The organism is Mesorhizobium sp. M0768, assembly GCF_040320195.1.
Taxonomy (GTDB): domain Bacteria; phylum Pseudomonadota; class Alphaproteobacteria; order Rhizobiales; family Rhizobiaceae; genus Mesorhizobium.
Genome location: NZ_JAMYPD010000022.1, coordinates 78,901 through 105,485, shown reverse-complemented (window position 1 = coordinate 105,485; position 26,585 = coordinate 78,901). Strand labels below are relative to the sequence as shown.

29 protein-coding genes are annotated in these 26,585 nt (G+C 62.4%); 21 read left to right on the top strand and 8 right to left on the bottom strand.

What is annotated here, in order from left to right; translation table 11 throughout:
* Positions 1 to 185: 185 nt before the first annotated feature.
* From NKI08_RS24515 to sufA, 8 genes are all read left to right on the top strand, one after another.
* A complete protein-coding gene (locus tag NKI08_RS24515; protein WP_352772801.1) occupies positions 186 to 1,364 on the top strand; it encodes a cysteine desulfurase family protein in 1,179 nt (392 codons plus the stop codon).
* 188 nt (positions 1,365 to 1,552) lie between these two features.
* The gene (gene sufB, locus NKI08_RS24510; protein ID WP_352541449.1) at positions 1,553 to 3,070 is read left to right on the top strand and encodes a Fe-S cluster assembly protein SufB; all 1,518 of its coding nucleotides are present in this window, start codon (positions 1,553 to 1,555) and stop codon (positions 3,068 to 3,070) included.
* Between the two features lie 19 nt (positions 3,071 to 3,089).
* A complete protein-coding gene (locus tag NKI08_RS24505) occupies positions 3,090 to 3,356 on the top strand; it encodes a hypothetical protein (protein ID WP_352501568.1) in 267 nt (88 codons plus the stop codon).
* A complete protein-coding gene (gene sufC, locus NKI08_RS24500; RefSeq protein WP_352474716.1) occupies positions 3,356 to 4,111 on the top strand; it encodes a Fe-S cluster assembly ATPase SufC in 756 nt (251 codons plus the stop codon). The genes NKI08_RS24505 and sufC overlap by 1 nt, the downstream gene beginning before the upstream one ends.
* Positions 4,112 to 4,154: 43 nt before the next feature.
* Positions 4,155 to 5,423, top strand: coding sequence for a Fe-S cluster assembly protein SufD (sufD, locus tag NKI08_RS24495; RefSeq protein ID WP_352772796.1), 1,269 nt, complete (start codon positions 4,155 to 4,157; stop codon positions 5,421 to 5,423).
* 179 nt (positions 5,424 to 5,602) lie between these two features.
* Positions 5,603 to 6,844 carry a cysteine desulfurase gene (locus tag NKI08_RS24490; protein ID WP_352506443.1) on the top strand — a complete coding sequence of 414 codons (1,242 nt, stop codon included), beginning with the start codon at positions 5,603 to 5,605 and terminating at the stop codon, positions 6,842 to 6,844.
* A gap of 5 nt (positions 6,845 to 6,849) precedes the next feature.
* Positions 6,850 to 7,242 (top strand): SUF system Fe-S cluster assembly protein, encoded by a 393-nt coding sequence (locus NKI08_RS24485; protein WP_352772793.1) that lies wholly within the window; start codon positions 6,850 to 6,852, stop codon positions 7,240 to 7,242.
* 90 nt (positions 7,243 to 7,332) lie between these two features.
* Positions 7,333 to 7,713 (top strand): Fe-S cluster assembly scaffold SufA, encoded by a 381-nt coding sequence (gene sufA, locus NKI08_RS24480; RefSeq protein WP_352772791.1) that lies wholly within the window; start codon positions 7,333 to 7,335, stop codon positions 7,711 to 7,713.
* A gap of 143 nt (positions 7,714 to 7,856) precedes the next feature.
* Here the strand turns inward: sufA and NKI08_RS24475 are convergent, their stop codons facing one another.
* Positions 7,857 to 8,354, bottom strand: coding sequence for a GFA family protein (locus NKI08_RS24475; protein WP_352772789.1), 498 nt, complete (start codon positions 8,352 to 8,354; stop codon positions 7,857 to 7,859).
* A gap of 90 nt (positions 8,355 to 8,444) precedes the next feature.
* Here NKI08_RS24475 and NKI08_RS24470 point away from each other — a divergent pair, with 90 nt between their 5' ends.
* On the top strand, positions 8,445 to 8,768 hold the full coding sequence (locus tag NKI08_RS24470) for a TfoX/Sxy family protein (RefSeq protein ID WP_352772786.1): 324 nt from the start codon (positions 8,445 to 8,447) through the stop codon (positions 8,766 to 8,768).
* A 34-nt stretch (positions 8,769 to 8,802) separates the two neighbouring features.
* Here the strand turns inward: NKI08_RS24470 and NKI08_RS24465 are convergent, their stop codons facing one another.
* Positions 8,803 to 9,726: a PfkB family carbohydrate kinase gene (locus NKI08_RS24465; protein WP_352772783.1), complete on the bottom strand. Its 924-nt coding sequence runs from the start codon at positions 9,724 to 9,726 to the stop codon at positions 8,803 to 8,805.
* A 276-nt stretch (positions 9,727 to 10,002) separates the two neighbouring features.
* Here NKI08_RS24465 and recA point away from each other — a divergent pair, with 276 nt between their 5' ends.
* The 3 genes from recA to NKI08_RS24450 all read left to right on the top strand — a co-directional run bounded on the left by recA (position 10,003) and on the right by NKI08_RS24450 (position 14,884).
* The gene (gene recA, locus NKI08_RS24460; RefSeq protein WP_023674696.1) at positions 10,003 to 11,100 is read left to right on the top strand and encodes a recombinase RecA; all 1,098 of its coding nucleotides are present in this window, start codon (positions 10,003 to 10,005) and stop codon (positions 11,098 to 11,100) included.
* Positions 11,101 to 11,358: 258 nt separating this feature from the next.
* Positions 11,359 to 14,025, top strand: a complete 2,667-nt coding sequence (gene alaS / locus NKI08_RS24455) for an alanine--tRNA ligase (RefSeq protein WP_352772818.1) — start codon at positions 11,359 to 11,361, stop codon at positions 14,023 to 14,025.
* Between the two features lie 64 nt (positions 14,026 to 14,089).
* Positions 14,090 to 14,884 carry a PhzF family phenazine biosynthesis protein gene (locus NKI08_RS24450; protein WP_352772780.1) on the top strand — a complete coding sequence of 265 codons (795 nt, stop codon included), beginning with the start codon at positions 14,090 to 14,092 and terminating at the stop codon, positions 14,882 to 14,884.
* 201 nt (positions 14,885 to 15,085) lie between these two features.
* On the opposite strand, the gene NKI08_RS24445 is transcribed toward NKI08_RS24450, so the two are convergent.
* Both NKI08_RS24445 and NKI08_RS24440 read right to left on the bottom strand, forming a co-directional pair.
* Positions 15,086 to 15,712 carry a glutathione S-transferase family protein gene (locus tag NKI08_RS24445; RefSeq protein WP_352772777.1) on the bottom strand — a complete coding sequence of 209 codons (627 nt, stop codon included), beginning with the start codon at positions 15,710 to 15,712 and terminating at the stop codon, positions 15,086 to 15,088.
* Between the two features lie 11 nt (positions 15,713 to 15,723).
* Positions 15,724 to 16,935 carry an NADP-dependent isocitrate dehydrogenase gene (locus tag NKI08_RS24440; RefSeq protein WP_352449387.1) on the bottom strand — a complete coding sequence of 404 codons (1,212 nt, stop codon included), beginning with the start codon at positions 16,933 to 16,935 and terminating at the stop codon, positions 15,724 to 15,726.
* A gap of 206 nt (positions 16,936 to 17,141) precedes the next feature.
* Here NKI08_RS24440 and NKI08_RS24435 point away from each other — a divergent pair, with 206 nt between their 5' ends.
* The 4 genes from NKI08_RS24435 to NKI08_RS24420 all read left to right on the top strand — a co-directional run bounded on the left by NKI08_RS24435 (position 17,142) and on the right by NKI08_RS24420 (position 19,967).
* Positions 17,142 to 18,008 (top strand): RNA methyltransferase, encoded by an 867-nt coding sequence (locus NKI08_RS24435; RefSeq protein WP_352772774.1) that lies wholly within the window; start codon positions 17,142 to 17,144, stop codon positions 18,006 to 18,008.
* A 79-nt stretch (positions 18,009 to 18,087) separates the two neighbouring features.
* The gene (locus tag NKI08_RS24430; RefSeq protein ID WP_352772771.1) at positions 18,088 to 18,732 is read left to right on the top strand and encodes a DUF805 domain-containing protein; all 645 of its coding nucleotides are present in this window, start codon (positions 18,088 to 18,090) and stop codon (positions 18,730 to 18,732) included.
* A gap of 151 nt (positions 18,733 to 18,883) precedes the next feature.
* On the top strand, positions 18,884 to 19,702 hold the full coding sequence (gene murI, locus NKI08_RS24425; RefSeq protein ID WP_352772768.1) for a glutamate racemase: 819 nt from the start codon (positions 18,884 to 18,886) through the stop codon (positions 19,700 to 19,702).
* Between the two features lie 76 nt (positions 19,703 to 19,778).
* The gene (locus tag NKI08_RS24420) at positions 19,779 to 19,967 is read left to right on the top strand and encodes a DUF3008 family protein (RefSeq protein ID WP_023674705.1); all 189 of its coding nucleotides are present in this window, start codon (positions 19,779 to 19,781) and stop codon (positions 19,965 to 19,967) included.
* A 90-nt stretch (positions 19,968 to 20,057) separates the two neighbouring features.
* Here the strand turns inward: NKI08_RS24420 and NKI08_RS24415 are convergent, their stop codons facing one another.
* Entirely contained in the window at positions 20,058 to 20,270 is a 213-nt protein-coding gene (locus NKI08_RS24415) for a hypothetical protein (RefSeq protein ID WP_023674706.1), read from the bottom strand.
* A gap of 379 nt (positions 20,271 to 20,649) precedes the next feature.
* On the opposite strand from NKI08_RS24415, the gene rpsD reads away from it, so the two are divergent.
* The 4 genes from rpsD (at position 20,650) to NKI08_RS24395 (ending at position 23,583) form a co-directional block, all read left to right on the top strand.
* A complete protein-coding gene (gene rpsD / locus NKI08_RS24410; RefSeq protein ID WP_352772765.1) occupies positions 20,650 to 21,267 on the top strand; it encodes a 30S ribosomal protein S4 in 618 nt (205 codons plus the stop codon).
* A gap of 154 nt (positions 21,268 to 21,421) precedes the next feature.
* Positions 21,422 to 22,309: a tRNA 2-thiocytidine(32) synthetase TtcA gene (gene ttcA / locus NKI08_RS24405; protein WP_352772763.1), complete on the top strand. Its 888-nt coding sequence runs from the start codon at positions 21,422 to 21,424 to the stop codon at positions 22,307 to 22,309.
* A complete protein-coding gene (locus tag NKI08_RS24400) occupies positions 22,299 to 23,126 on the top strand; it encodes an inositol monophosphatase family protein (RefSeq protein WP_352772761.1) in 828 nt (275 codons plus the stop codon). Before ttcA ends, NKI08_RS24400 begins: the two co-directional genes overlap by 11 nt.
* Positions 23,127 to 23,175: 49 nt before the next feature.
* Positions 23,176 to 23,583, top strand: a complete 408-nt coding sequence (locus NKI08_RS24395; RefSeq protein ID WP_352501584.1) for a UCP034077 family protein — start codon at positions 23,176 to 23,178, stop codon at positions 23,581 to 23,583.
* Positions 23,584 to 23,601: 18 nt separating this feature from the next.
* Here NKI08_RS24395 and NKI08_RS24390 read toward each other — a convergent pair whose 3' ends face one another.
* Positions 23,602 to 24,801: a multidrug effflux MFS transporter gene (locus NKI08_RS24390; protein WP_502893744.1), complete on the bottom strand. Its 1,200-nt coding sequence runs from the start codon at positions 24,799 to 24,801 to the stop codon at positions 23,602 to 23,604.
* A 207-nt stretch (positions 24,802 to 25,008) separates the two neighbouring features.
* A complete protein-coding gene (gene grxD, locus NKI08_RS24385) occupies positions 25,009 to 25,344 on the bottom strand; it encodes a Grx4 family monothiol glutaredoxin (protein ID WP_023674712.1) in 336 nt (111 codons plus the stop codon).
* Between the two features lie 163 nt (positions 25,345 to 25,507).
* On the opposite strand from grxD, the gene NKI08_RS24380 reads away from it, so the two are divergent.
* Positions 25,508 to 26,314 carry a phosphodiester glycosidase family protein gene (locus tag NKI08_RS24380; RefSeq protein ID WP_352684188.1) on the top strand — a complete coding sequence of 269 codons (807 nt, stop codon included), beginning with the start codon at positions 25,508 to 25,510 and terminating at the stop codon, positions 26,312 to 26,314.
* Between the two features lie 12 nt (positions 26,315 to 26,326).
* Here the strand turns inward: NKI08_RS24380 and NKI08_RS24375 are convergent, their stop codons facing one another.
* A complete protein-coding gene (locus NKI08_RS24375) occupies positions 26,327 to 26,560 on the bottom strand; it encodes a BolA/IbaG family iron-sulfur metabolism protein (protein WP_023674714.1) in 234 nt (77 codons plus the stop codon).
* Positions 26,561 to 26,585 lie beyond the last annotated feature (25 nt).

The following is a 26,585-nucleotide window of genomic DNA, read 5'->3' as shown; positions in this document are numbered from 1 at the left end:
GCCTTGACGCAGGGCGAGCGTCTTTCTAGAAGCTAGTTTAGAATTGTTCAAAACTGGGCGGCCAAAAATTGTGGCTCGGCCACCCGCGCCGCAAGCCGCGTAAATAGGACGTCTTGCCTTGCAATTTCAAGGAAATAACGCGCTATCTTCGCGGAACGGCTTTTGAAGGGACCAGTTGGACGGAAATGGCCGGAGCACGCGCCTATGTCGACTACAACGCCAGCGCGCCGCTGCTTGCCTCGGCGCGCGCGGCGGTGGTGGCTGCGCTCGACGTTGCCGCCAACCCGTCCTCGGTTCATGCCGAGGGCCGCGCTGCACGGCGGCTGATCGAGGACGCCAGGCGCGACGTGGCGCGACTGGTCAACGCCAAAGCCGAGCATGTCGTATTCACCTCCGGCGCGACGGAAGCGGCCTCGACGCTGCTGGCGCCGGACTGGCAGATGGGGCGCGGCGCTGTCCGTATGAGCCGGCTCTATGTGTCCGAGACCGATCATCCTTGCCTGCTGAACGGCGGGCGTTTCCCAGCGGCTCAGGTGACACGGATCGGCGTCGACACCGACGGCGTCGTCAGGCTCGACGTTTTGGCCGAGGCTCTCGCCCAGCATGACAAGGCCGAAGGCTTGCCGCTGGTGGGGATACACGCCGCCAACAACGAGACCGGCGTGATCCAGCCGGTTGGCCGCATTGCCGAAATCGTCAAGGCGGCGGGTGGCATCCTGGTGGTCGATGCGGTGCAGGCGGCCGGCCGCATTCCGCTCGATATGTCAGCGGGTTACGCAGATTATCTGATTCTCTCCTCGCACAAGATCGGCGGACCCAAGGGCGTCGGCGCCATTGTCGCGGCGTCGGACCTGATGATGCCAAAGCCGCTGGTCAGCGGCGGTGGCCAGGAAAAAGGCCATCGCGGCGGCACCGAAAACCTAGCGGCGATTGCCGGGTTTGGCGCGGCGGCGCGAGAGGCGTCTGCCGGCTTGCAAACGATCGAAACGGTGCGGCAGCGTCGCGACGAAATCGAGGCGATCGTGAAAACGCTTGTTCCGGACGCCGAAATCTTCGGGACCGGCGCGCCAAGGCTTGCCAATACGACATTCTTCGCTATTGCCGGCATCAAGGCCGAGACGGCGCAGATTGCCTTCGACCTGGCTGGTGTGGCGCTGTCGGCGGGATCGGCCTGTTCGTCGGGCAAGGTCGGCCCGAGCCATGTGCTGAAAGCGATGGGTTACGGTGACGGCCTCGGCGCGTTGCGCGTGTCCATCGGCCACGCGACCAGCGCTGAGGACATTGAGCTGTTTCGTTCGGCGCTGGCGACGATCGTCGCGCGCCAAGCCGGTAAGGAAAAGGCAAACAGGGAACGAGCCGCCTGAGCGCGGCAGACGAAATGTAGGGCCTTGCGGCCTGGTAGAGCCGTGCGTTCGAATTTGGCCGGGTGAATTTCCGGCATGAACGCACTATATGAAACGTACGCCGCCTCGGGTGCCTGATGGGTGCTTGTTTGCGGTGCCATAGTTTGAAAACTGCCGGGCCTTGACCCCGGCGTGGATGGAGAACGCTGATGCCTGCTGTGCAGGAGACGATCGATCGAGTTCGAAAGATCGATGTCGACCAGTATAAATACGGATTCCAGACCGACATCGCGATGGACAAGGCCCCCAAGGGCCTGAGCGAAGACATTATCCGCTTCATTTCGGCGAAGAAGGACGAGCCGTCCTGGATGCTGGAATGGCGCCTGGAAGCCTATCGCCGCTGGCTGACGCTGGACGAGCCGAAATGGGCGCGCGTCCACTATCCCAAAATCGATTTCCAGGATCTCCATTATTACGCGGCGCCCAAGAGCACGCCGGGTCCGACTTCGCTCAGCGAGGTCGACCCCGAATTGCTGAAGGTCTATGAGAAGCTCGGCATTCCGCTCAGGGAACAGGAAATCCTCGCCGGCGTGCAGAAGACCGATGCGTCGGAGCTCGAGGAAGCCAGCGACAACGTCTACAAGTCGGGCCGCGTCGCCGTCGATGCGGTGTTCGATTCCGTCTCCGTCGTCACCACTTTCAAGAAGGAGCTGGCGCAGGCCGGCGTCATCTTCTGCTCGATCTCGGAAGCCATCCGCGAGCATCCGGAGCTGGTGAAGAAGTATCTCGGCTCGGTCGTGCCGACCTCCGACAATTTCTACGCGACGCTGAATTCGGCCGTGTTCACCGACGGCTCCTTCGTCTTCGTGCCCAAGGGCGTGCGCTGCCCGATGGAACTGTCGACGTATTTCCGCATGAACGAGAAGAACACCGGCCAGTTCGAGCGCACGCTGATCATCGCCGAGGAGGGGGCTTACGTCTCCTATCTCGAAGGCTGCACGGCGCCGCAACGCGACGAGAATCAGCTTCATGCCGCGGTGGTCGAGCTGATCGCGCTCGATGATGCCGAGATCAAATATTCGACGGTGCAGAACTGGTATCCCGGCGACGCCGAAGGCAAGGGCGGCATCTACAATTTCGTCACCAAGCGCGGCGACTGCCGCGGCCATCGCTCGAAGATTTCGTGGACGCAGGTCGAGACCGGCTCGGCCATCACCTGGAAATATCCGAGCTGCATCCTGCGCGGCGACGATTCCAGCGGCGAGTTCTATTCGATCGCCGTCTCCAACGGCTATCAGCAGGTCGACAGCGGCACCAAGATGATCCATTTGGGCAAGAACACGTCGAGCCGCATCATCTCCAAGGGCATCGCCGCCGGCTTCTCGCAGAACACCTATCGCGGCCAGGTCTCGGCCCACCGCAAGGCGACCAACGCCCGCAACTTCACTAACTGCGACTCCCTGCTGATCGGCGACCAGTGCGGCGCGCATACCGTCCCCTACATGGAAGCCAAGAACTCGACGGCGCAGTTCGAGCATGAGGCGACAACCTCGAAAATTTCCGAGGACCAGAAGTTCTACGTCATGCAGCGCGGCATCCCGGAGGAAGAGGCGATTGCGCTGATCGTCAACGGCTTCGTCAAGGACGTCATCCAGCAACTGCCGATGGAATTCGCGGTCGAAGCGCAGAAGCTGATCGGGATTAGTCTTGAGGGGAGTGTTGGGTGAGTTAACTGGAACGGCGATCATGGATTTGTTCAAGCGGATAGAAGGCTTGATATTTGCCGTTCTGATGCTCTTGCTGACATTGGCTGTTGGTGGTGCTGTGATGGCGTTGATAGGCGCAGTGTTTGGCTTGAGTTCGACAAAAACTATTGGTGGTTCGATTGCAGGCTTAAGCGCGGCTGGGTTTTTTGGCTGGATGTTGGTCACCAGCAAGTTTGTACGCCCTTTTCGAGCTTTTAGAAAAGTTCCGTCGCAGGCCGGGCACCGCGAACAAGAAAGTGGAAAATAATGCTTGAAATCAGAAACCTCCATGCCCGTATCGTCGATGACGGCACCGAGATCATCCGCGGCCTGAACCTGACGGTCAGGGCTGGCGAGGTTGCCGCCATCATGGGGCCGAACGGCTCGGGAAAATCGACGCTGTCCTATATCCTCGCCGGGCGCGAGGATTATGAGGTCACCGAGGGCGATATCCTCTACAACGGCCAGTCGATCCTCGAAATGGATCCGGCCGAGCGCGCTACCGCCGGCATCTTTCTCGCCTTCCAGTATCCGATGGAGATACCGGGCGTGGCGACGATGGAATTTTTGAAGGTTGCGATGAACGAGCAGCGCAAGGCGCGTGGCGAGGAACCGCTGAAAATCCCGGAATTCCTCAAGCGCGTGAAGGAAGCGGCCGCCTCGCTCAACATGGACATGGCGATGCTGAAGCGGCCGCTCAATGTCGGCTTCTCCGGCGGCGAGAAGAAGCGTGCCGAGATCCTGCAGATGAAGCTGCTCGAGCCGAAGCTGTGTGTCCTCGACGAGACCGATTCCGGACTCGATATCGATGCGCTGAAGATCGTCGCGGACGGCGTCAACACGCTGCGCTCGCCGGATCGGGCCATTGTCGTCATCACCCACTACCAGCGCCTGCTCCAATACATCGTCCCGGATACGGTGCACGTGCTCTACAGGGGCCAGGTGATCAAGTCGGGCGACAAGTCGCTGGCGCTCGACCTCGAGGCCAATGGCTATGCCGGCGTGATCGGGCAAGCCGCGTGAGATGCAAGCGGGCCCGGAAGGCAAGCCAAACAAGGCGATACTGATGAATATGCACACGACACCCCAGCGGACATTAGCCGAAACGGCGCTGATCGACGCCTTTGGCGAGCGGCTGTCGCTGCTGCCCGGCGACGGCGCGGTGATGCTAAAGCGCGACGACGCCATCGAGGCGATCAAGAGCGGCCTGCCGACGCGGCGCATCGAATCCTGGCACTATACGGACCTGCGCCGGCTGCTGATCTCGGTGCCGGACTTCGATCCGGCAGCGGTCGCGAAAGCCATTGCGCCGATCGTCGAAGGCTCCAGCGTTTTACCGGTGCTGAACGGCGTTTCGAGCGCGAAATGGGCTGTTGTCGAGGGCGTCACGGTGCAGCGCCTGTCGGAGAAGCTGACCGACGGCAGCATCGCTCCGGGGTTAGATTCCTATGGCGCCGACGATGCCATCGGCGCGCTCAACACTGCCTTTGTCGCCGACGGCTATTTCGTCGACATCGCCGACGGTGCCCAACTGGAAAAGCCGATCGAATTGCAGAATTTGCAGGCCGGTGGACAGACGCATGTACGCCTGGCCGTCCGTGTCGGCGCCGGCGCCAAGGCTGTCGTCGTCGAGCGCCAGGCAGGCGAGGGGGCGGCGCTGGTCAGTTCGGTCAGCCAGCTTGTGCTTGGCGAGGGCGCCGAAGTGACATGGCTCATCGTGCAGGAGCATCCGGATACGGCGACGCACCTTGCCCAGTTCAAGGCGCATCTCGGCAAGAATTCGAAACTGACGCTGTTCGTCATGAATGCCGGCGGCAGACTGGTGCGCCAGGAGGTCGTCGTGAAGACGATCGGCGAGGGCGCCGAATTCACCTTGCGCGGCATCAATCTGCTCGCCGGCGACACCCATACCGACGTCACCATGGTGCTCGACCACGCCGTACCGCACACAGCCTCGACCGAAGTCATCCGCAACGTGGTGACCGGCAAGGCGCGCGGCGTCTTCCAGGGCCGCATCAACGTCCACCAATATGCGCAGAAGACCAACGCCAAGATGGCCTGCAACACGCTGCTTCTGTCGGACGACGGCGAGTTCTCGACCAAGCCGGAGCTTGAAATCTTTGCTGACGACGTCGTCTGCGGCCATGGCGCGACCGTCACCGAGATCGACCACAGCCATCTGTTCTACCTGATGGCGCGCGGCATCGACGAGAAGACCGCGCGCGGCCTGCTGGTCAAGGCCTTCGTCGCCGAGGTGATCGAGGAACTGGACGACGAGGCCATCGTCGAGGCGCTGGAAGCGAGACTCGACGATTGGTTTTTGACGCACGGGTAGAGGTGACTGAGGGGTTGGTGCCAACACCCCTCATCCGTCGCCTTCGGCGCCACCTTCTCCCACAAGGGGAGAAGGAGAGGCGCTCTTCCTTCTCCCCTTGTGGGAGAAGGTGGCCGAGCGAAGCTCGGTCGGATGAGGGGTGCTGGACGGAATGAGGCGGTGCCTCGAGAGAGCTTGTAATGGACCAGAAAGTCGAAAACATCCCCTACGACGTCGAGGCGATCCGCCGCGACTTCCCGATCCTGTCGCGGCAAGTCTACGGCAAACCGCTGGTCTATCTCGACAATGGCGCCTCGGCGCAGAAGCCACAGGCGGTGCTCGACGCTATCCAGCACGCCTATTCCCAGGAATATGCCAACGTCCATCGTGGCCTGCATTTCCTGTCGAATGCCGCGACCGACGCCTATGAGAAGGCTCGCGAGACGGTGCGCCGTTTCCTCAACGCACCGAGCACCGACAACATCGTCTTCACCTCGAATACCACGGCGGCGATCAACACGGTCGCCTATGGTTTCGGCATGCCGAACATCGGCGAAGGCGACGAGATCGTGCTGTCGATCATGGAGCATCATTCCAACATCGTGCCGTGGCATTTCATCCGCGAGCGGCAGGGCGCGAAGCTGGTCTGGGTACCGGTCGACGATCTCGGCGTCTTCCACATCGAGGAATTCGAAAAGCGGCTGACCGACCGGACAAAACTGGTCGCCATCACCCATATGTCGAATGCGCTGGGCACGGTGACGCCGATCAAGGAGATCGTGCGCATCGCGCATGCCCGCGGCATTCCGGTGCTGGTCGACGGCAGCCAGAGCGCCGTGCATATGCCGATCGACGTGCAGGATCTCGACTGCGATTTCTTCGTCTTCACCGGCCACAAGGTCTATGGCCCGTCGGGCATCGGCGTGCTCTATGGCAAGAAGGATATTCTGGAGCGCATGCGCCCGTTCATGGGCGGCGGCGAGATGATCGAGGAGGTGACGCAAGACATCGTCACCTACAACGATCCGCCGCACCGTTTCGAGGCCGGCACGCCGCCGATCGTGCAGGCAATCGGGCTTGGTGCCGCGCTCGAATACATGGAAAAGATCGGCCGCGAGCGCATCGCCGCGCACGAGGCCGATCTGAAGGACTATGCGCATCAGCGGTTGCGCGCCATCAACTCGCTGCGCATCTTCGGCGATGCGCCCGGCAAGGGCGCCATCATCTCGTTCGAGCTGCAGGGCATCCACGCCCATGACGTGTCGATGGTCATCGACCGGCAGGGCGTGGCGGTCCGCGCCGGCACGCATTGCGCGCAGCCGCTGTTGAAACGCTTCGGCGTAACATCCACATGCAGGGCATCGTTCGGCATGTATAATACCAGGGCCGAAGTCGATGCTTTGGCCGATGCGCTGGAAAAAGCGCGAAAATTCTTCGGGTGACGACCATGGATGATGCCAGCCACACCGCCGAAAGCACTTCGGAAGCGACGACCAATGCGGCGGTTTCCGGATCGACAATCCCCGCCGACGAATTGGCGCGGCTGACCGACGACATCGTCTCGGCGCTGAAGACGGTCTACGACCCTGAAATCCCGGCCGACATCTATGAGCTCGGCCTGGTCTACAAGATCGATATCGAGGACGACCGCTCGGTCAAGATCGACATGACGCTGACCGCGCCGGGCTGCCCGGTGGCCGGCGAAATGCCGGGCTGGGTCGAAAATGCCGTCGGCGCCGTCGAAGGCGTTTCCGGCGTCGAGGTCAACATGACCTTCGATCCGCCCTGGTCGCCCGACCGCATGTCGGAAGAGGCGCAGGTGGCGGTTGGGTGGTACTAGCATGCGACCAGCCGGAGGCTGGCGCACTTGCGCCGGGTACAAAACTTCACCATTTTAGGTGAGGAATGCGCGCAATGGAGAAGGAAAAACATGGGACGCTTTGCCGTCATCACGATGACCGAAAAGGCCGCCGACCGGGTGCGCGAGATCGTTGCGACCCGTGAGAATGCACATGGCATTCGCCTTGGCATCAAGAAGGGCGGCTGCGCCGGCATGGAATATACGGTCGATCTGGTGACCGAGCCCAACACCAAGGACGACCATATCGAGCGCGACGGCGCCCATGTCTATGTCGCGCCGGAGGCGGCACTTTTCCTGTTCGGCACCGAGATGGATTTCGAGCTGACGACGCTGCGCACCGGTTTCACCTTCCGCAATCCGAACCAGAGCTCGGCCTGCGGCTGCGGCGAATCGGTCGAATTGAAGCCGGCTGATCTGAAGGCACTGGCCGAGGCGCGCGCTTCGGCCTGAGGTTTTCGTTCTCCCCGTCACTATACGGGGAGAAGGTGGCCCGAAGGGCCGGATGAGGGGCCGAGCCGGCGTTCGCAATGTTTGCGCCACCCCACATCTGCCTGCCGGCATCTTCTCCCCGTATAGCGACGGGGAGAAGAACGCTAATCCACCCACATCCCCGTTCGCTTGTGCCAGTCTGCGATCGACTCCTCCGGGTAGACATCGAAAACCTTGTCGCCCTTGCCGATGTCGGGCTCGACCCAGTTCGCCTTGTATTTCAGCATCAGATGCACCTTCTCCGGCGGCTTTGGCAGGTCTGTGTCGATCGCCGAGGCGAAGGGGTGCACCAGCTCCGGCCAGGTCGGATCGTAGAGCCAGAGTGCCGTCCCGCATTTCATGCAGAAGTTCCGCTCGCCGGTCGAGGTCTCGCGTTGCGGGTGCTCGTCGTCCTCGATCTCGGCGCGGTAGACGCCGAGATGGCGCTTGCCCTGGATTTTCAGCGTCTCGTAATCGGCGCCGAGATTGATGGCAAAACCGCCGCCGCCCTGCTGCTTGCGGCAGATCGAGCAGTAGCACAGCATGAACGGCACCGGCGTGTGGCTTTCCACCTCGAAACGCACGGCATTGCACCGGCAGGACCCTTTGAGCAGAAGCGGCATGAGAAACTCCGACGAAAGTGATTTGCACTTTGTCAGGATGGCGCCGGTTGCGGCGATGACAAGGGGAAATCCGGATGACATGATCGCCGCATGGACAACGAGCGCATAGAAGAGCTTTTCGAAGGCCTCGGCCCGGTCAGCATCCGCAAGCTGTTCGGCGGCAGGGGCATCTATTTCGACGGCGTCATCGTCGCCATCGTCATCGGTGGCGAATTGATGCTGAAGGCCGACGCCGAAAGCGCGCCCGATTTCGAAGCGGCCGGCTGCCGGCAATGGACCTATACCGGCTCGCGCCACGGCAAGCTCGTGTCGATGCCCTATTGGAGCGTTCCCGACAGCGCGTTCGACGATCCCGACGAGATGGCGATCTGGGCGCGCCGCGCCTACGAGGCAGGACGGCGCGCCGGCAAATAGGCTGCGTCATGCTTCGGCAATTCCGGGCCGCATTTCACGCCAGGTCCCGCGCCTCGGGCACGAGCGCCAGCGCTTCGGCAAAGCCAGCGCTGGTGAAGGCGGCGCGCTCGACGACGAGCATCGCGGCGGCAATGCCTTCGCGCAGTGCCGCGCGCAGCGTCAGGCCGCGCAGCAGGGCAGCGATCGTGGCGCCTGCCAATGCGTCGCCGGCGCCGGCAGCATCGGTCCGCTTTTGCAGCGGCGGTGGCGAGATCGAGAACGCGCTCAATTCGTCGAAACCGAGCACTGGTTCGTCGCCGGCGGTGATCACGCCGCTTTTCAGCCCGGCGCGTCTCAGGCCGTCGACGATGCCTTGATCGATTTGGACGCCGGCGAGCACGCCGGCCTCGCGCCGGTTCATGAAGGCCATCGCCAGACGGTCGAGCACCGGCGTCAGCCGCGCCGCTTTGTTGGGCGAGACCGCAAGCGCAAACACCGGCTTGCCGGCGGCGAGTGCCGCCAGCCGCTCCAGCGCGGTCGACGGCAGGTTGGCGTCGCACAGGACCGCGTCGGCCGAACCGATCGCTTCCCGCACCTTGGCGCGGCGGATCTGCTTGGGAAGCGCCAGCTCGTAGAGCACCATGTCGGCAAGGCCGGCGATCAGCCCGCCGTCGCTGTCGATCAGCATCGTATGGCTTGGCGTTGCTCGGTCGAGGAACACCGCCGACAGGTCGGCAATGCCGGCCTCGGTGACGGCGCGTAAAACCGTGTCGCCAAGGGCATCGCCGCCGCGCACCGAAAGCAGCGAGGCCGAGACGCCGCGGCGCACGGCACAGCGCAAGGCGTTAAAGACGGCGCCGCCGATATGCTCGCGCATCGTGCCGGGATTAGACGCTGCTGGCACGAAGGCGCCGGCAACCCGGCCGCGCCGCTCGATATAGGCGCCGCCCACGGCCAGGATCGTCGAGGATTTGATCATGCCGTCAAAATGCCCTTTAGCTGTTGCCCGGAGAGACTAGGTCGCCGGGCGGAACCCTGCAATCACGGGTCCGATTCGGTTGGTAACGGCAACGGCGCCGCATGCGAGGCGAGACGCATCGGAAGCAATAATTGCGAAACAAAAATAGAACAAATAGGGATATGCGTTATTTTTCAAACCCTTGGTGCTCATTGACAAATGAGAACAAATGAGGTACATTCTTTTAAGGATTGCGGGATTGTCCGGCCTCCATTGACGACCACGGGGTGATGTATCATGGCTCAGAATTCTTTGCGGCTTGTAGAGGACAAAGCGGTGGACAAATCAAAGGCTCTGGATGCGGCGCTGTCGCAAATCGAGCGTGCCTTCGGCAAGGGCTCGATCATGCGGCTCGGCGCGAACGAGCAGGTCGTCGAGATCGAAACGGTGCCGACGGGCTCGCTTGGGCTGGACATCGCGCTTGGCGTCGGCGGCCTGCCGCGCGGCCGCATCGTCGAGATCTACGGGCCGGAAAGCTCGGGCAAGACGACGCTGGCGCTGCACACGGTGGCCGAAGCCCAGAAGAAGGGCGGCATCTGCGCCTTCGTCGATGCCGAGCACGCGCTCGACCCGGTCTATGCCCGCAAGCTCGGCGTCGATCTCGAAAACCTTTTGATCTCGCAGCCCGATACCGGCGAGCAGGCGCTGGAGATCTGCGACACGCTGGTGCGCTCCGGCGCCATCGACGTGCTGGTGGTCGATTCGGTGGCGGCGTTGACGCCGCGGGCGGAAATCGAAGGCGAGATGGGCGATTCGCTGCCCGGCCTGCAGGCCCGCCTGATGAGCCAGGCACTGCGCAAGCTCACCGCCTCGATCTCGCGCTCCAACACCATGGTCATCTTCATCAACCAGATCCGCATGAAGATCGGCGTCATGTTCGGTTCGCCCGAGACGACGACCGGCGGCAATGCGTTGAAATTCTATGCCTCGGTCCGCCTCGACATCCGCCGCATCGGCTCGGTCAAGGATCGCGACGAGGTCGTCGGCAACCAGACCCGCGTCAAGGTCGTCAAGAACAAGCTGGCGCCGCCCTTCAAGGTGGTCGAGTTCGACATCATGTATGGCGAGGGCGTCTCCAAGACCGGCGAGCTGGTCGATCTCGGCGTCAAGGCGGGCGTGGTCGAAAAGTCGGGCGCCTGGTTCTCCTACAATTCGCAGCGTCTTGGCCAGGGCCGCGAAAACGCAAAACTGTTCCTGCGCGACAATCCCGACACGGCGCGCGAGATCGAGCTGGCGCTACGGCAGAATGCCGGGCTGATCGCTGAGAAATTCCTTGAGAACGGCGGCTCCGAAAGCAGCGATGACGGTTTCGAGGACGACGCTGGGGTGATGTAGGGCAAGCGACGCCTCGCTGAGCCTCAGCCAGGTTTCGATTTGATGTTTTGATTTGAGTTTGCGTAATCGATGCGTTTCGAACCGCCGGCCCAGGGCCGGCGGTTCGCGTTTGACGGCGAGGCAGACGCATTTCAAGGCGCTGGTGAAAGCCGGGATTTGAGCCCATTTGGTGTTTCTGGACAGGCTGCGGTGCGACCGCTAAAAGGCCATGTCTATTTTCCGCCGGCAGCCGGCGGTTCTCTCGAAAAGGCAGTATTCATGAGTGGCGTCAACGAGATCCGGTCGGCATTTCTCGACTATTTTCGCAAGGAAGGTCACGAGGTCGTCGCGTCAAGCCCGCTGGTGCCGCGCAACGACCCGACGCTGATGTTCACCAATGCCGGCATGGTGCAGTTCAAGAACGTTTTCACCGGTCTGGAGAAGCGGCCCTATTCGCGCGCCACGACTGCCCAGAAGAGTGTTCGCGCCGGCGGCAAGCACAACGACCTCGACAATGTCGGCTACACCGCGCGCCACCTGACCTTCTTCGAGATGCTCGGCAATTTCTCCTTCGGCGACTATTTCAAGGAGCGGGCCATAGAGCTTGCCTGGAACCTGATCACCAGGGAGTTCGGGCTGAAGAAGGACAAGCTGCTGGTCACCGTCTACCACACCGACGACGAGGCGGCTTCGTACTGGAAGAAGATCGCCGGCCTTTCGGACGATCGCATCATCCGCATCGCGACTTCGGACAATTTCTGGGCGATGGGCGACACCGGGCCTTGCGGGCCGTGTTCGGAGATATTCATCGACCGTGGCGAGCATATCTGGGGCGGCCCTCCCGGCAGCCCCGAGGAGGATGGCGACCGTTTCCTCGAATTCTGGAACCTGGTGTTCATGCAGTATGAACAGGTGACGAAAGACGAGCGCATCGACCTGCCGCGTCCGTCGATCGACACGGGCATGGGCCTCGAGCGCATGGCCTCCATCCTGCAAGGGGTTGAAAGCGTCTTCGAAACCGACCTGTTCCGTCACCTGATCGACGCTGCGTCGTCGGCGCTTGGCCGCGGTCCGGATGCGGACGCCGTCGCATCGTTGCGCGTCATCGCCGATCACCTGCGTTCGTCCTGCTTCCTGGTCGCCGACGGCGTACTGCCGTCCAACGAAGGCCGCGGCTACGTACTTCGTCGCATCATGCGCCGCGCCATGCGCCACGCGCAGTTGCTCGGCGCCCGCGATCCGCTGATGTGGCGCCTGGTGCCGGCGCTGGTCCGCGAGATGGGCCAAGCCTACCCGGAACTGGTGCGCGGCGAACAGATGATCACCGAAACGCTGAAGCTGGAAGAGACGCGCTTCCGCAAGACGCTGGTGCGAGGCTTGGGCTTGCTTTCGGAGGCGACGGAAAAGCTGGCCTCCGGCGACATGCTGGATGGCGAGACAGCGTTCAAGCTCTACGACACCTATGGCTTTCCGCTCGATCTGACGCAGGACGCGCTGCGCCAGCGCAACATCTCGGTCAACCTTGCCGGCTTCACCGAGGCGATGGAGCGGCAGAAGGCGGAGGCGCGCAAAAGCTGGGCCGGCTCCGGCGACGTGGCGACCGAGACGGTATGGTTTCCGGTGCGCGAGAACGCCGGCGCCACCGAGTTCCTCGGCTATGAGACCGAGCAGGCCGAAGGCCTCGTCCAGGCGCTGGTCAGGGACGGCAAGACCGTCGACAGCGCCGGCAAGGGTGACGCCGTTGCCGTGGTTGTCAACCAGACGCCGTTCTATGGCGAGTCCGGTGGCCAGATGGGCGACACCGGCGTCATTTCGGGCGACGGGTTCTCGATAGAGATATCCGATACCCAGAAGAAGGCCGATGGGCTTTTCGTCCATCTCGGCAAGGTGGCTACCGGCACGGTCAAGACGGGCGCGACCGTCGAGCTGAAGGTGGACCACGCGCGTCGCACCAGGCTGCGCGCGAACCATTCCGCCACGCATCTGATCCATGAAGCGCTGCGCGAGGTGCTGGGTACCCATGTCGCGCAGAAGGGCTCGCTGGTTGCGCCCGAGCGTCTGCGCTTCGACATCTCCCACAACAAGCCGATCTCGCATGACGAGCTCGAAGAGGTAGAGCGCATGGCAAACGAGATCGTCGTTCAGAACGGCCCTGTAACCACGCGGCTGATGTCTGTCGACGACGCCATTGCCGAAGGCGCCATGGCGCTGTTTGGCGAGAAATATGGCGATGAAGTGCGCGTCGTTTCGATGGGCACGGGCTTGCATGGCGCCAAGGCCAACCGGCCTTATTCGGTCGAGCTATGCGGCGGCACGCATGTCAGGGCGACCGGCGATATCGGCCTGGTGCGCATCCTGTCCGACAGCGCGGTCGCTGCCGGCGTTCGCCGCATCGAGGCGTTGACCGGCGAGGCGGCCAGAAAGCATCTCGACGAACAGGACAAGCGGCTGAAGGCGGCCGCCGCCGCGCTGAAGATTTCGCCGGCCGATGTGCCGGCCCGCGTCGAGGCGCTGCTCGACGAACGCAAGAAGCTCGAAAAGGAGCTGACAGAGGCGCGCAAGAAGCTGGCGCTGGGCGATCGCTCGCCAGCCGGTGTGCCTGCGGAAAACGAAACCATTGCCGGTGTCGGTTTTCTCGGCAAGGCGGTATCGGGCGTCTCGCCAAAGGATCTTAAGCCGTTGGCCGATGCCGGCAAGAAGTCGCTCGGCTCCGGCATCGTCGTCTTTGTCGGCGCCGGCGAGGACAACAAGGCAAGCGTCGTCGTCGCCGTCACCGATGATCTGACCGGCCGCTTCAGCGCCATCGATCTGGTGCGCGTCGCGTCCGCGGCATTGGGCGGGCAGGGCGGCGGCGGGCGACCCGATATGGCTCAGGCCGGCGGCCCGGACGCCTCGAAGGCCGAAGACGCGATCGCTGCGGTGAAGGCGGCTCTCGAAGCGGCGTGAACCTGCACCGGGGGCGGCACGGCCGAAATGGCGCGTCGCCCAGCGGATATCTTTGAGGGCCGATATGCCGACGCTGACGATGTATCAGGTCGATGCCTTTGCCGAACGGGCCTTCCAGGGTAACCCTGCCGCCGTTCTCCTTTTAGAGGAATGGCTGTCGGAGCAGGTAATGCAGGCCATCGCCAACGAAAACAATCTTGCTGAAACCGCGTTTGTGCGGCCGAATGGCAAAGGTTGGGATTTGCGCTGGTTCACGCCGGTCCACGAAGTCGACTTCTGCGGCCACGCCACTCTTGCGGCCGCCCATGTGCTGGCTACGGAATACAATGGTCAGGGCGAAATGGCCTTCGCCACCCGGGTCGGCGAGCTGCGGGTTTCCCGGTGGGAAGGGGGCTATCAGCTCGATCTGCCTTGTTTTCCGCCGCAGCCCGTCGAGGAAGAGCTGAACTCGGCGCTGCAAGCGATATTGCCTCAGCGGCCGGTTGCGAGCTTCCGCAATTTCGAGAACCTGTTTGTCGAGCTTGCCGACGAGACAACCGTGCGATCTTTCGTTCCCGATCTGCTCAGGATCGGACGTTTTCATCCTCTCGGCCTGGTTATTACCGCGCCTGGGCGAGCCCACGATTTCGTCTCCCGTTACTTCGTGCCTGGGGCGGGCATTCCCGAGGATCCGGTAACCGGCTCCATTCATGCGACGCTGGTGCCTTACTGGTCTGAAAAACTCGGCAAGACGCATCTGTCGGCATTCCAATGCTCGCAGCGCGGCGGGCATTTGCTATGCGAACTGGCCGGAGATCGCGTGCTGATCACAGGCCGTGCGAAGACCTTCATGAAGGCGGAGATCTACCTTCCCGATTGAGCGGCTTGCCTCCGGTTCCTCGCCCCCACGAAGTGGCGGAGAGGTGGCCGCGAAGCGGCCGGAGAGGGGGCCCGCGCAATCAAAAGGCGCTTTAGGAATGCGCCGATTTCCCCTCTCCGTCTCGGCTTCGCCGAGCCAGCTCTCCCCGCAAGCGGGGCGAGGAACCCAGGTCGTGCGAAGTTGCCGCGCCTCGCCGCGGTTTCACCCTGCCTTTTCGGTTTTCGCAAAACTCGCGCGTTGAGTGATGCGCGCATAGCAATCCCGGATCTCGGCAAACTCGGCCAGCAGGGCTTGTCCCTCGGCGACCTTGATGAAATAGCCGATGATCGGTGCGGCGTGCAGGTCGGCCAGCGTCAGGTCCGTTCCCAACAGCCAAGGCCCTTCGGCTTTCAGCGAGGAGAGCGCCTGCAATGCCGTTCTCGCCTGCCGCAACCCGTTGGCGATCACGGCTTCGTCGGGCGGCGTTTTTTCCAGCCGCTCGACAGCGACATCCCAGACCATGGCCCTGTAGGCGTAGGCGTCGAGCAGGCCGGTGATCTGGTTCAGGCGTGCTCGAGGCCGGGCTTCGACCGGTTGCAGCGCCGGGCCGCCAAAGGCTTCGTCGACATAACGGGCAATCGCGCCGGTCTCGTAGAGGCGAAAGCCGTCATGCTCGAAGGCCGGGATGCGGCCGAACGGCTGGTGCTCGAAATACCAGCCGGGAATGCCGTCCGCGGCAAAGATGTCGACGGGCACGAGCTCGTAGCCGACGCCCTTTTCCTCCAGCACCAGCCGCACGATGCGCACATAGACGCTGTAGTCCGCGCCGTAGACGACGGGCTTGCCCATGCCGGTTGGGCTCAGGCCATCGCTTTCTGCAAATTCTCGTCGATCTTGTCGAGGAAGCCGGTGGTCGAAAGCCATGGCTGGTCGGGGCCGATCAGCAGCGACAGGTCCTTGGTCATGAAGCCGGACTCGACCGTCTGGATGCAGACCCTTTCCAGCGTCTCGGCAAAGCGCCTCAGTTCGGCATTGTCGTCGAGCTTGGCGCGGTGCGCGAGGCCGCGCGTCCAGGCAAAGATCGAGGCGATCGAATTGGTCGAGGTCTCCTCGCCCTTCTGGTGCTGGCGATAGTGGCGGGTGACGGTGCCGTGCGCGGCTTCCGCCTCGACGGTCTTGCCGTCCGGCGTCATCAGCACCGAGGTCATCAGGCCGAGCGAGCCGAAGCCTTGCGCCACCGTGTCGGACTGCACGTCGCCGTCATAATTCTTGCAGGCCCAGACATAGCCACCCGACCATTTCAGGCTCGAGGCCACCATGTCGTCGATCAGCCGGTGCTCGTACCAGAGCTTCTTAGCTTTGAATTCTGTTTCGAACTCCGCCTCGTAGACCTCTTGGAAGATGTCCTTGAAGCGGCCGTCATAGGCTTTGAGGATGGTGTTCTTGGTCGAGAGGTAGACGGGGTAATTACGCAGCAGGCCGTAGTTCAGGGAGGCGCGGGCGAATTCGCGGATCGATTCGTCGAGATTGTACATGGCCATGGCGACGCCGGCGCCGGGTGCGTCGAACACGTCGTGCTCGATCACCTGGCCGTCCTCGCCGACGAATTTGATCGTCAGCTTGCCCTTGCCGGGGAAGCGGAAGTCGGTGGCGCGGTACTGGTCGCCGAAGGCGTGGCGGCCGACGATGATCGGCTTGGTCCAGCCGGGCACCAGCCGCGGCACGTTCTTCATGATGATCGGCTCGCGAAAGATGGTGCCGCCGAGGATGTTGCGGATGGTGCCGTTCGGCGACTTCCACATCTTCTTCAGCTTGAATTCCTCGACGCGCTGCTCGTCGGGCGTGATCGTCGCGCATTTCACGCCGACGCCGTATTTCTTGATGGCATTGGCCGAATCGATGGTCACCTGGTCGTTGGTGGCGTCGCGGTGCTCGATGCCGAGGTCGTAATATTCGAGCTTGAGGTCGAGATAAGGGTGGATCAGCTTGTCCTTGATGAACTGCCAGATGATGCGGGTCATCTCGTCGCCGTCGAGTTCGACGACCGGGTTCGCCACCTTGATCTTCGCCATGGAAAGAATGCCTCGCTTTTGGGGAACGGAACGGCCTTGCCCGCACGGCTGCCGGCCCTGGGATGCGGCCCGTATATCAAAGGCTTTTTGGCCGCGCAAACGGCGAACCGCGCCGTAGTGTAGGCATTCCTTGCGAAAGCTTCATTTTCGCCGCCAAATGTGGCAGGGGACTGCGAAATGCCGCAAACAGCAGTTCACTGACAACCATGGCCGCTACCCAGGATCCCGCCACCCCTCTTGCCTCCGGAACTCCAGCGTCCGGACCGGCGATCGTCCTGGTCGAGCCGCAGCTCGGCGAGAATATCGGCATGGTTGCGCGCGCCATGGCCAATTTCGGCCTTTCCGAGCTGCGGCTCGTCAATCCGCGCGACGGCTGGCCGAGCGAGAAGGCGCGTGCCGCCGCAAGCCGCGCCGACCACGTCATCGATGCCGTCAAGGTGTTCGATGACCTGGCCTCGGCGGTTGCCGATTTGAACTTCGTCTTCGCCACCACGGCGCGCGCGCGCGACAATTTCAAGCCGGTGCGCGGTCCGGTCGAGGCGGGCAGGGCAATGCGCGCGCGGCAGCGGGCCGGCCAGCGCACCGGCATCCTGTTCGGCCGCGAGCGCTTCGGCCTCTATAATGACGAGGTCGGCCTTGCCGACGAGATCGTCACCTTCCCCGTCGATCCAGCCTTCTCCTCGCTCAACATTGCCCAGGCGGCCCTACTGATGTCCTATGAATGGATGAAGTCCGGCCTGGAAGACGAGACCAGGACCAACTTGTCCGGCCCCGAAATGCCACCGGCTGCCAAGGAAGAATTGCACGGCCTGTTGGCGTATCTGGAAGGTGCACTGGAGGCGCGCGGCTATTTCCGCCCGGCAGCGAAGAAGCCGAAGATGGTCGACAATTTGCGTGCAGTGCTGACCCGCCCCGGCTTTGCTGAGCCGGAGCTCAAGGTGCTGCGCGGCATCATATCATCGCTGGACAGGTTCTCGCCGGCCATGCCGCGCGGCGACGGATCGCCCGGCGATGATCCAAGGCGGCTCCCGGCGGCCGCGGCACGCGCTGCGAGGGCGAAAGACAAAGACTAGCCTCGGAACTGCCCATACCTCACCAGTAACCGAATGTTATTTGGTGTGATCCATTGTCTGGAAAACGATGGATCTTTCGATGTTCAATTCAAATATCGGGCGTCTTCGCTTTTTCTTCTATTCCGCGGCCTTGCTGGTTGCGGAAATCGTGACATTCGTGCTGTGCGTCGTGGGGACCGTCGGCTTCGAGGGTTTGGCCAATTCGAGGCCCGGACCTTCCAGGGAAGGGCTGGCCGCGGCTGTTCTCGTTACCTCGCTGGTGATCGTTCTGTTCCGCGCGAATTTCGCCTGGCGTCGAAGCCGCGACGCGCAAGGGTCGGGTTGGATCCTTTGGTCCTATATCGTGTTCTCGACGCTGTTTGCGATCCTGCAGGCCGGCACTGTTCTTGTCGTAAAATTCGACGGCGAAGATTCGCATTCCGGCCTTAACCTGCTGGGATTAGCTCTTGTCGGGCTGTGGGCCGTCATCTTGGCGGGCAAGCCGGCGGGTGGCGGCTCTTCGGATATAGCGTCATCCCTGAGTTTCGACGATTTCGACCCGCCCGGGCCGCTGCGCGGCGCCGCCGCGCTCCATTCAGCGTCAGCCGCCGGCGCGACGGCCCTGGCTCCAGCCTACGCCACGCGGGCCGCGCCGGTGCCGTCGAACCACCCTGCATCTCAACCTGCATCTCCGGCGAACGGCCGGCCGCGGCCCGGCGGCTTCGGCAAGCGCGGCCTTGTGTGACCGGCTCGCCGCATCAAGGCCATGATGGTTCCACATAGAAGCGGCCGGGATAAAGCATCATTGGCCGAAGCAGAAAGCATGGGCCGGGCCTTCCCTCGTGATCTCGTTTGTGATTCCCAGCCCTTAGTGATTCCCAGCCCTTAGTGACTCAATGACAATAACCGATCCATCGAGCGCCCGTCCGATCCTGATGTTCGATTCCGGCATTGGCGGCCTCACCGTGCTGCGTGAGGCGCGCGTGCTGATGCCTGACCGCCGCTTCATCTATGTCGCCGACGACGCGGCGTTCCCCTTCGGCGGCTGGGAGGAACCGGCGCTGAGAACACATATCCTGGAGTTGTTCGCCAGGCTGCTCGACCGGTTTTCGCCGGCCATTTCGGTCATCGCCTGCAACACCGCCTCGACACTGGTCATCGATGCCTTGCGCGAGCGGTTTCCCGGCCACCCTTTCGTCGGCACCGTGCCGGCCATTAAGCCGGCGGCGGAACGCACGCGCTCGGGCCTGGTTTCGGTGCTGGCGACGCCCGGCACCGTCAAGCGCCAGTACACGCGCGACCTGATCAGCAAATGGGCGCAGAAATGCCACGTCCGCCTGGTCGGCAGCGACAGGCTGGCTGCATTGGCCGAAGCCTATATGCGCGATGGTTTTGTCGACGAGGACGCCGTGCGCGCCGAGATCGCGCCGTGCTTCGTCGAGCATGACGGGCTGCGCACCGACATCGTCGTGCTTGCCTGCACCCATTATCCGTTTTTGGCCAACCGCATGCGCAAGACAGCACCGTGGCCGGTCGACTGGCTCGACCCGGCCGAGGCGATCGCACGCCGGGCGCTGTCGCTGCTTGCCGATACCGAGGCCCGCTATCGCAGAGAGGCACTGCCGGAAGGCGCCGACCTTGCATTCTTCACCTCGAACAGCGCCGATTTTCCGACGCGCCGGCTGATGCAGGGATTTGGCCTGGCGATATCCTGATCGCAGGCAATTTTCGCTTTGGGAACATCACACCGGACAATGCGTTTTCCTCTCATTGGAAACGGGAGAAACCATCATGCCAGCCACCTCAAAAGCCCAGCAGAAAGCGGCCGGCGCGGCATTGTCAGCCAAGCGCGGCGAGACCAAGAAGGGCGCGCTCAAAGGCGCGTCGAAGGGAATGTATAAATCCATGAGCGAAAAACAGCTCGAGGAATTCGCCGAGACCAAGCGCAAGGGCCTGCCGGAAAAGAAGTCGAAACACTGATCGACTGGCCATTCTGACGGCGGATGCCGGTCAATAAAAGGCCCGCGGCTGAGCCGCGGGCCATGAAGTCTCAACGGGCGAGGACGAAAATTACCAGTTCCAGCCCCACCCGCAGCGCCGCACTTTGTAGCGGATCACCTTGCGATGACCGTGGCGCCACACCACCTTCTTCTTGACCACGATGCGGCAGACCTGGTGATGCCTGTGCCCATGCCAATGCCGGGCCTGCGCCGGCTCGGGCGCGACCGCCATCGTGCCGGCCATCACCGCGGCGCCTACCAACGTAAGGAAGAACTTCTTCATGCGAATTCCAGCTCCTCTGATTTCAGTCCCTTCCTGATGCCGCTGGCGCAACCTCCCGCCACATCCGGCACGTTCTACAACCGTAACACTATCCGGTTCGGCGATTCGCGCCAGCCGGAAGCTTGACAGCGGTTAAATCTCCGTTTAACCAGCCCACCAACACCGGGCCGCAATGCCCGGTGGTTTTCTTTATGTGTGCAAGACGTTTGGGAAGCCGGTTTACTTTCCCTATGTCTTGTTTGAAATGACGTGTCCCGTGGGTTTTCCGTCGCGTTGCGTGGAAAACCCTGTCAGGTCTCGAAAACGGAGGCCAGAGGAGGGCGCGTTTCCTTCGCCCGGACCATGAGGTTCCGGGTGTGTTGTTTTGAAAGGGAATGCGATGAGCAAGCGCGAATCCGCGAAGTACAAGATCGACCGCCGTCTTGGCGAAAACATCTGGGGCCGCCCGAAGTCCCCGGTCAACAAGCGTGAATACGGCCCCGGCCAGCATGGCCAGCGCCGCAAGGGCAAGCTTTCCGATTTCGGCCTGCAGCTGCGCGCCAAGCAGAAGCTGAAGGGCCACTATGGCGACGTTTCGGAAAAGCAGTTCCGCAAGGTCTATGAAGAGGCGGACCGCCGCAAGGGCGACACCTCGGAGAACCTGATCGGCCTGCTCGAATCGCGCCTCGACGCAGTCGTCTATCGCGCCAAGTTCGTGCCGACCATCTTTGCGGCGCGCCAGTTCGTCAATCATGGCCACGTCAACGTCAACGGCAAGCGCGTCAACATCGGCTCGTACCGCTGCAAGCCGGGCGATGTCATCGAAGTGCGCGAGAAGTCGAAGCAGCTGGTCATCGTGCTGGAATCGGTGGGCCTGGCCGAGCGCGATGTGCCCGATTACATCGACGCCGATCACAACAAGATGACCGCAGCTTTCACGCGCATCCCCGGCCTGGCGGACGTTCCGTTTGCCGTGCAGATGGAACCGAACCTAGTCGTCGAATTCTATTCGCGCTGATCGGCGCGTTCGTCGCGATACAATCGAAGGCCGCCCGTCGAGGCGGCCTTTTCTTTTTTCGTTTCCTTTTCCGCGGCGTGATTCCGAAATCGATTTCGGTTTTCGGTCCGATGCGCTACTGCGGGCGGCAACAGGATCTTGGGGCCGACGCGCCATGAATATGCTGCCAGACGCCGAAACACTCGAACCGGTCGCCGACACCGAAGGCGGCTTTCATCCGCTGTTTGCCGATGTGCCGTCCTCCGTCGAGTTCAACAAGCTGCGCAAGCGGCTGTTGCGGCTTGCCCGCCAGGCGATCGACGATTTCGCCATGGTGAGACCCGGCGACCGTTGGCTGGTCGCACTGTCGGGCGGCAAGGATTCCTACGGCCTGCTTGCCGTTCTGCTCGATCTCAAATGGCGCGGGCTGCTGCCGGTCGAGCTGTTGGCCTGCAATCTCGACCAGGGCCAGCCGAACTTTCCCAAGCACATATTGCCCGACTATCTCGACAGCTATGCCATTCCGCATCGCATCGAATATCAGGACACCTATTCGGTGGTCACCGACAAGCTGGCCGAGGGCAGCACCTATTGCTCGCTGTGCTCGCGGCTGCGGCGCGGCCATCTCTATCGCATTGCCCGCGAGGAGGGGTGCTCGGCGCTGGTGCTCGGTCATCACCGCGAGGACATACTGGAAACCTTCTTCATGAACCTGTTCCATGGCGGACGCCTCGCCGCCATGCCGCCGAAGCTGCTCAACGACGAAGGCGATGTCATGGTGCTGCGGCCGCTCGCCTATTGTGCGGAAGCGGATCTCGAGAAATTCGCCGGCGCCATGAAATTCCCGATCATTCCGTGCGATCTGTGCGGTAGCCAGGAAGGCCTGCAGCGCAACGCCATGAAGGCGATGCTCGACGACATCGAGAAGCGCATGCCCGGCCGCAAGGACACGATGATCCGCGCCATGACCAATGTGCGGAGTTCGCATCTGCTCGACAGGAAGCTGTTCGATTTCGCCGCCCTCAACGAAACCCTCACCACCAGGCGTCCCGATGACATTTGACGATAGCGCGATCGACTGGCTTGCAGACCTTCTGTCGGAAGCCGCTGTCGCCGAGATCATGCCGCGCTTTCGCCGGTTGAGCGAGGGCGACGTCCGTCGCAAGACCTCGGCCGCCGATCTCGTCACCGAGGCCGACGTCAATGCCGAACGGCTCATCACCGCCAGGCTGCGCCAGCGTTATCCCCACGCAATGATCGTCGGCGAGGAGGCCTGCTCCGACGACCCGACGCTGCTCGACGGTCTCGGCGATGCCGAACTCGCCTTCGTCATCGACCCGGTCGACGGCACCTTCAACTTCGCCTCCGGCGTGCCGCTGTTCGGCGTCATGCTTGGCGTCGTGATCAAGGGCGAGACGGTCGCCGGCATCATTCACGATCCCGTCGGCAAGGATTGGCTGATCGGCGTTAGTGGCGCCGGCAGCCATATCCGCCATGCCCATGGCAATCTGGAAAAGGTCCATGTCGCCAAACCGGCGCCGATGTCGGAAATGACCGGTGCGGTCTCATGGCACTATGTGCCCGAGCCGGACCGCTCACGTTTGGCGCGCAACCAGACCAAGTCGCTATCGCAGTTCAATTATCGCTGCGCCGCCCACGAATACCGCCTGCTGGCCAGTGGCCACGGCCATTTCGTCGTCTACAACAAGCTGATGCCCTGGGATCACCTGCCTGGCGTGCTGATCCATGCGGAGGCGGGCGGCCATGCCGCGCGCTTCGACGGCAGCGCCTATCTGCCGTCGCATGTCGGAGGTGGCCTGCTGGTCGCGCCGGACCGGGAGAGCTGGCGGGAGCTGCGCCGCGAGCTCTGGGCGGAATAACTCTTCGCTGCCAAAGTTGTCCAATCCTGTGCGAAACCGGAGACCTCGAATGAAACCTCGGTCCGCAATTGTTGCAACGGCCTTTGCCCTTGCCTTGGTTGCCGGTGTCAATGAAGCAAGCGCTGGGGAACGCGCATGTCGCAGTCCCGACTCCGTCGACACCATAGACGAGATGTTCTCCGCGATCTTCGCCTGTTGGAAGCCGCCGCCCGGAACCGCGGGCATGACCCTGACGCTGCAGTTCTCAATTCGCCGAAACGGCACGCTTATCGGCAAGCCGCGCGCCACTTACTCCCATCTAGGGGACGATGGTCCGCTCAATCGGGCCTTCGTGGCTTCCGTCCTCGAGGCGCTCGACAAGGCTCTTCCACTGCCCGTTTCGGACAGTATGGGTGGAGCAATCGCAGGACGTACGCTGTTCCCCCGCTTCACCGCGGTCAGTGAGGGTGCATCCTAGGTGCACGCGCAATGTGCATTAAACCGGCGGGTTATGCGGCTGGAACAGTCTGCCGCGCTCGGCCAGCAGGATCATCAGCAGCGCCGCCACCGACACGCTGCAGAACCCGGCGGCCAGCGGCGTCACCGTGCCGTTGAAGGCTTGGCCGATCAGCGTACCGAGAATGCCGCCAAGAAATGTCTGCATGAACCCAAGGATCGACGACGCAGTGCCGGCCAGGTGCCCCAGCGGCTCCATGGCGAGCGCGTTGAAGTTCGCGCCGAGCGCGCCGAACGGGACCATGGCGCAGGCAAAGAAGGTAATGAAGAGCCAGAGCGGCATCTTTATTTCGATGGAAACGACCAGCCAGGCAAGGCTGATGGCCAGAAACAGCAGCAGCGCGCTTTGCGACAGACGGCGCATGCCGATGCGGCCGACGAGGCGCGAGTTGAGGTAGTTCGAAAAAGCAAGTACGCCGGCAACCCCCGCGAAGATGACGGGGAACATCTCGCCGACATTGAACACGCTGACATAGATTTGCTGGGCCGAGGCGATGAAGCCGAACATGGCGCCGAAGATGAAGGTGCTGGCAAAGGCATAGCAGAGCGCGATGCGGTTGGTGAGAACGATGCGGAAGCCGCCGATGATGGAGGACAGCGTCAGCGGCCGGCGATATTCGGGGTGTAGTGTCTCGGGCAGGCGCAGCAGCGACCAGGCGGACACGATCAGCGCGCCGGCTGCCATGGTGACGAAGATCACATGCCAGGTCGCAAACAGCATGATGAACTGGCCGATACCGGGCGCCACCACCGGAATGGCCATGAACACCATGAAGATCAAGGACATGACTTCGGCCATGCGCCTTCCGTCGAACGTATCGCGCACGATCGAGACGGCAATGACGCGCGTCGCCGCCGCGCCGATGCCTTGCACCGCCCGGCATAGCAGAAGCGTGGCGAATGACGGGGCGATTGCCGCAGCGCCGGCCGCCAGGACGTAGATCACCAGCCCTGCGACAAGCGGCGCGCGGCGCCCGAAGCGGTCCGAGATCGGCCCGAAGAACAGCTGTCCGCCGCCAAAGCCAAGGATATAGGCGGTGACAACATATTGCCGGTGGTTTTCATTTTCGATGCCAAGCGAAGCGCCGATCTGCTGCAGCGCCGGCAAAATAATGTCGATTGCCAGCGAATTGAGCGCCATCAGCGCCGCGCACAGCGCAATGAATTCCCAGCGCGGAATGGGCAAGGTGCTTGCCTTTTGCTGCGCTTGTGCTTGCTGATCCAAGGCCAGTCCGATCCTCAAACGAAAATGCGCCGGCTGGCCGACGCATCCATTCGTTGATTGCCCGATAGCGGGCAGAACTTTTTGCCAAGGTGGGGGCTGCCCCGGCGCTTAGCGCATGACCCCCGAAAATCGCAGGCGGAAGGTCATACGCAAAAACAGAAGTCAGGCGGCGCCTTTGACGCTGACGCCCTTTTCGACGAGGAAGGTCTGCAATTCGCCCGCCTGGAACATCTCGCGGATGATGTCGCAGCCGCCGACGAACTCGCCCTTGACGTAGAGCTGCGGGATGGTCGGCCAGTTGGAATAGTCCTTGATGCCTTGCCGCAGTTCGGCCGACGTCAGCACGTCGACGCCCTTATAGTCGGCGCCGATATAGTCGAGGATCTGCACGACCTGGCCGGAAAATCCGCATTGCGGGAAGCCGGGCGTGCCCTTCATGAAGAGAACGACGTCGTTGCCCTTCACTTCATTGTCGATGTAGTCGTTGATGCCGCTCATGGAATACCCTTTCATGCCTGTGGGAGTCAGGCTCGAACATTACCCTTCAAATAAACCCATGGGTTGCGCGAAACAAGATGTTTGCCGCCTTGCCATGCAAATGGCGCAAAGGAACGTCTGATGTTGGGCCAAGAGCGTTGGCCACCATCTTTCCCGAGGCGCGATGAAAAGACGATATCTCGCCGGGTTCCTTCTCGCCGTTCTGTTCGCCGCACTGTCCTTGATCTGGTGGGCCAGGTCGCCGAGACAGCCATCTCTCGTCGTCGGCGGTGAATTACCGGCGCCGTGCCGCGACGCGAGCTTCGAGGCGGTCGCCTATGTCGTCTGCGAAATCGATCTGCGCCACTATGACATCGGTGTGTTCCACGCAGGCCTTGACGGCAAGGCTTTCGGTTCACTGGACAAATTCGACAAGGCGATGGCGGATCATGGCCGGCCGGTGCTGCTCGCCATGAACGCCGGCATGTATCACCAAGACCTGACTCCGGTCGGCCTTCTCGTCGAAGACGGCCGGGAGAAGGCGCCGATCAACGTCGCCGACAGCGAAGGGAATTTCTTCCTGAAACCGAATGGCGTCTTCCTGGTCCGGAAGGACGGCAAGGCGGCGGTCATGGAGACAAGCGCCTATGCTGCGACCAGACTGGACGTGATGTTTGCCACGCAATCCGGCCCGATGCTGGTGATCGACGGCCGGCTTCATCCCCGCTTCGAGCAAAACGGCACATCGCGCTATATCCGCAATGGCATCGGCGTGCGTGACGAAAACACTGTCGTGCTGGCGATCTCGCGCTCTGAGGTCAGCCTCGGCAGCTTCGCGCGACTGTTTCGAGATGCGCTCAATTGTCCCAACGCGCTTTTCTTCGACGGGGTCGTTTCGGCGCTGTCGAACGGCGAGCGGATGATTGTGGGTGGAAGCTATCCGGTCGGGCCGATCATCGCCGTGACCGGTAAGAAGCTTGCGAGCCGGTAACTGCAAGAGAGCTCAGTCCGGCACGCTGGTCTGCAGGGCAAGCGCGTGCAGTACGCCGCCCATGTTGCCCTTCAGCGCGTCATAGACCATCTGGTGCTGCTGGACGCGGCTTTTGCCGCGAAAGCTTTCGGCCACCACCTCAGCCGCATAATGGTCGCCGTCGCCGGCCAGGTCGCGAATCGTCACCTTGGCGTCCGGAATGCCTTCCTTGATCAGCCGTTCGATGTCGTGGGCGTCCATTGCCATGTGAGGATTCCTTGTTCAGGTCGTG

Coding starts and splice junctions, on each gene's coding strand:
- sufB (WP_352541449.1), top strand. CDS start 1,553: ATGCCTGCTGTGCAGGAGACGATCGATCGAGTTCGAAAGATCGATGTC.
- NKI08_RS24415 (WP_023674706.1), bottom strand. CDS start 20,270: ATGAAGAAGTTCTTCCTTACGTTGGTAGGCGCCGCGGTGATGGCCGGC.
- NKI08_RS24475 (WP_352772789.1), bottom strand. CDS start 8,354: ATGCCGCTTCTGCTCAAAGGGTCCTGCCGGTGCAATGCCGTGCGTTTC.
- NKI08_RS24450 (WP_352772780.1), top strand. CDS start 14,090: ATGCCGACGCTGACGATGTATCAGGTCGATGCCTTTGCCGAACGGGCC.
- NKI08_RS24465 (WP_352772783.1), bottom strand. CDS start 9,726: ATGATCAAATCCTCGACGATCCTGGCCGTGGGCGGCGCCTATATCGAG.
- murI (WP_352772768.1), top strand. CDS start 18,884: ATGACAATAACCGATCCATCGAGCGCCCGTCCGATCCTGATGTTCGAT.
- NKI08_RS24400 (WP_352772761.1), top strand. CDS start 22,299: ATGACATTTGACGATAGCGCGATCGACTGGCTTGCAGACCTTCTGTCG.
- NKI08_RS24420 (WP_023674705.1), top strand. CDS start 19,779: ATGCCAGCCACCTCAAAAGCCCAGCAGAAAGCGGCCGGCGCGGCATTG.
- NKI08_RS24445 (WP_352772777.1), bottom strand. CDS start 15,712: ATGGGCAAGCCCGTCGTCTACGGCGCGGACTACAGCGTCTATGTGCGC.
- sufD (WP_352772796.1), top strand. CDS start 4,155: ATGAATATGCACACGACACCCCAGCGGACATTAGCCGAAACGGCGCTG.
- grxD (WP_023674712.1), bottom strand. CDS start 25,344: ATGAGCGGCATCAACGACTACATCGACAATGAAGTGAAGGGCAACGAC.
- NKI08_RS24470 (WP_352772786.1), top strand. CDS start 8,445: ATGGACAACGAGCGCATAGAAGAGCTTTTCGAAGGCCTCGGCCCGGTC.
- NKI08_RS24435 (WP_352772774.1), top strand. CDS start 17,142: ATGGCCGCTACCCAGGATCCCGCCACCCCTCTTGCCTCCGGAACTCCA.
- sufC (WP_352474716.1), top strand. CDS start 3,356: ATGCTTGAAATCAGAAACCTCCATGCCCGTATCGTCGATGACGGCACC.
- alaS (WP_352772818.1), top strand. CDS start 11,359: ATGAGTGGCGTCAACGAGATCCGGTCGGCATTTCTCGACTATTTTCGC.
- NKI08_RS24380 (WP_352684188.1), top strand. CDS start 25,508: ATGAAAAGACGATATCTCGCCGGGTTCCTTCTCGCCGTTCTGTTCGCC.
- sufA (WP_352772791.1), top strand. CDS start 7,333: ATGGGACGCTTTGCCGTCATCACGATGACCGAAAAGGCCGCCGACCGG.
- recA (WP_023674696.1), top strand. CDS start 10,003: ATGGCTCAGAATTCTTTGCGGCTTGTAGAGGACAAAGCGGTGGACAAA.
- NKI08_RS24490 (WP_352506443.1), top strand. CDS start 5,603: ATGGACCAGAAAGTCGAAAACATCCCCTACGACGTCGAGGCGATCCGC.
- NKI08_RS24485 (WP_352772793.1), top strand. CDS start 6,850: ATGGATGATGCCAGCCACACCGCCGAAAGCACTTCGGAAGCGACGACC.
- NKI08_RS24430 (WP_352772771.1), top strand. CDS start 18,088: ATGTTCAATTCAAATATCGGGCGTCTTCGCTTTTTCTTCTATTCCGCG.
- NKI08_RS24375 (WP_023674714.1), bottom strand. CDS start 26,560: ATGGCAATGGACGCCCACGACATCGAACGGCTGATCAAGGAAGGCATT.
- NKI08_RS24505 (WP_352501568.1), top strand. CDS start 3,090: ATGGATTTGTTCAAGCGGATAGAAGGCTTGATATTTGCCGTTCTGATG.
- NKI08_RS24395 (WP_352501584.1), top strand. CDS start 23,176: ATGAAACCTCGGTCCGCAATTGTTGCAACGGCCTTTGCCCTTGCCTTG.
- ttcA (WP_352772763.1), top strand. CDS start 21,422: ATGAATATGCTGCCAGACGCCGAAACACTCGAACCGGTCGCCGACACC.
- NKI08_RS24440 (WP_352449387.1), bottom strand. CDS start 16,935: ATGGCGAAGATCAAGGTGGCGAACCCGGTCGTCGAACTCGACGGCGAC.
- rpsD (WP_352772765.1), top strand. CDS start 20,650: ATGAGCAAGCGCGAATCCGCGAAGTACAAGATCGACCGCCGTCTTGGC.
- NKI08_RS24515 (WP_352772801.1), top strand. CDS start 186: ATGGCCGGAGCACGCGCCTATGTCGACTACAACGCCAGCGCGCCGCTG.